The following is a 528-nucleotide window of genomic DNA, read 5'->3' on the forward strand; positions in this document are numbered from 1 at the left end:
CACTACAAAGTACGTTTCTTTAAGGTAAGGAGGTGATCCAACCGCAGGTTCCCCTACGGTTACCTTGTTACGACTTCACCCCAGTCATGAATCACAAAGTGGTAAGCGCCCTCCCGAAGGTTAAGCTACCTACTTCTTTTGCAACCCACTCCCATGGTGTGACGGGCGGTGTGTACAAGGCCCGGGAACGTATTCACCGTAGCATTCTGATCTACGATTACTAGCGATTCCGACTTCATGGAGTCGAGTTGCAGACTCCAATCCGGACTACGACATACTTTATGAGGTCCGCTTGCTCTCGCGAGGTCGCTTCTCTTTGTATATGCCATTGTAGCACGTGTGTAGCCCTACTCGTAAGGGCCATGATGACTTGACGTCATCCCCACCTTCCTCCAGTTTATCACTGGCAGTCTCCTTTGAGTTCCCGGCCGAACCGCTGGCAACAAAGGATAAGGGTTGCGCTCGTTGCGGGACTTAACCCAACATTTCACAACACGAGCTGACGACAGCCATGCAGCACCTGTCTCA

The 528-nt window shown here is 51.7% G+C and carries 1 rRNA gene; it reads right to left on the reverse strand.

Features of this window, described 5'->3' with window-relative positions:
- Positions 1 to 25 precede the first annotated feature (25 nt).
- A 16S ribosomal RNA gene (locus FDW98_RS14380) occupies positions 26 to 528 on the reverse strand; the annotation flags it as partial.

The organism is Citrobacter sp. wls711 (assembly GCF_005281055.1).
Taxonomy (GTDB): Bacteria; Pseudomonadota; Gammaproteobacteria; order Enterobacterales; family Enterobacteriaceae; genus Citrobacter; species Citrobacter gillenii.